Genomic DNA, 2,117 nt, shown 5'->3' with positions numbered 1-2,117 from the left:
TTTWTTATTTACCTCCATATATTAAAAATATACCTAATTTTAGGTATATTTTATAAATATCAAGAGTTTTCGACAAAATTAAAGAGAGTTTTCGACAAAATTAAAGAATTTTTTTATATAATATAACTAATATAATGCTATTTTAATAATTGAGTAAGATTATTAATCATTTCTGTTAATTTTGTAATCAAGCCATTATAAACATTAGCATCAGTATAATCAATTCCTATATCTTTTAAAATTGCTAATGGTTCTTTACGACCACCTTGTTTTAAAAAATTTAGTAAATATTCTGTATGGCCATTAATAACATCATTATAAAGTTTAAATGAAGCAACAATACAAGTTGCATATTTATAAACATAATATGGTGAATGAAAGAAATGTAAAATTCGTGGTCAACTATATGTCTTTTGTTGTAAATCATGTTTATCAAAAACAGTATAACCAAATTCATTAGCTTTTTGATCAAAAAGATTTGCTAATTTATCAGCATCTAATGGCTCATTATTTTCAACCATTTTATGCGCAGCTCATTCAAAATCAGCAAAATGAATTTGGCGAAAGAAAGTTGCCATAATTTCATCAATTCGATTTTGTAATAAATAAATTTTTTCTTCTTTACTTTCAGCATTTTTATATAAATAATCAAATAATAAGTACTCATTAACTGTTGAAGCAACTTCTGCTAAGATAATTGGATAACTATTTAATGGATATTTATTATTTAAATCTGCTAATAATGTGTGAACAAAATGACCGGCTTCATGTGCTAATGTATTAACTGAACCAATTGTATCATCTCAATTCATTAAAATAATTGGTTCAACTCCTGAACCACCAGATGAATAAGCACCACTACGTTTATTAGTATCTTCAAAGTAATCAATGCGATGATCACTTCAAGCTAACTCTAATTGGGTTAAATATTCATTTCCTAATGGTTGTAAAGATTCACGTATCATTTTTTTTGCATCTTCAACAGTATATTTCTTATCTAATGATGCAATGTTTTTAACTAACTTCAAACTAGGATCAGTTGGATAAAACTTTTTAAATTTAAAATGTTTTTTTAATAACTCATTATATTGAACAAATAAATGACTATTTTCACGACCATATTTAATTAAACTTGCATAAATTTCTTCAGATACATCATCATTATTTAATGATGCTTGTAAAGTATTTTTATAACCACGTAAGCGAACAGATTCAACACTATGTTGAATGATTCCCTCATAAATTCGTGCAAAAGAATGTTTTTTATCAACTAAATGCTCAGAAAACAATTGTGCTGTTTTAATTCGAAATTCTTGTTCACCTAATGGATCAGATTTCTCCATAATTTCACTATATACACTATTTGTTAATTCTGTTTTTGTTCCTTTATAATCAATAAAAGTTGGCTTTTTATCAGCATATGCTAATAAATCATACAATTCATAAGCTACACTTCGCGACTGTGTTACTAAAGCTAAAATTTCTTCTTCACGTTCTGATAAAATATATTTTGCATTTTTAAAAAACTTACGATAACTATATTCATATGCACTTAATGCAGAATCTTCTTTAATTCATGTCATAATTGTTTTTTCACCAATTGCTTTTAATTCGGGAGCAACAAAAGCTAATTGACTTGAAATTTGATTTAAAGTATTTGAATAAGTTCCTGCTAATTCTTGATATGATAAATCAGTTGTATCAATATCACCCATATGTAAATATTGTCCCATTTTATTTGCAATTAAATCAATTTCTTCATCTAAAAAAATATATTTTTTAAAAACAGCTACTTGATTTAATTTTCCTTTAAAGGTGATAATTTCTTCTAATTTTTTTACAATTTTTGCTAAATCTTTTTTCCATGCTTCATGATTGGAATATAAATGATTGAAATCTCATTTATATTGTGCTGGTGCTTCATTTCGTTTCATTCTTTTCTCCTCTTTCTTCTAAATTTACCTTTTTATATTATAACGGAAAACAAAATATTTTTATTGTTATTCCTTCTTTAATTTTGTCGAAAACTCTTGATATTTATAAAATATACCTAAAATTAGGTATATTTTTAATATATGGAGGTAAATAATTAATGAAAAAATAATTACAGAATNWAW

1 protein-coding gene is annotated in these 2,117 nt (G+C 24.9%); it reads right to left on the bottom strand.

Annotation, left to right across the window (positions count from 1 at the left end; all coding sequences use genetic code 4):
- Positions 1-137: 137 nt before the first annotated feature.
- The gene (gene pepF / locus EHV01_RS04975) at positions 138-1,934 is read right to left on the bottom strand and encodes an oligoendopeptidase F (protein WP_422066488.1); all 1,797 of its coding nucleotides are present in this window, start codon (positions 1,932-1,934) and stop codon (positions 138-140) included.
- Positions 1,935-2,117 lie beyond the last annotated feature (183 nt).

It is taken from the genome of Spiroplasma sp. hy2 (genome assembly GCF_044714365.1).
In the GTDB taxonomy this organism is placed as follows: Bacteria; Bacillota_I; Bacilli_A; order Mycoplasmatales; family Mycoplasmataceae; genus Spiroplasma; species Spiroplasma phoeniceum.
Note: the sequence above shows the minus strand (reverse complement) of the source record. Positions and strands in the feature narration are given on the sequence as shown.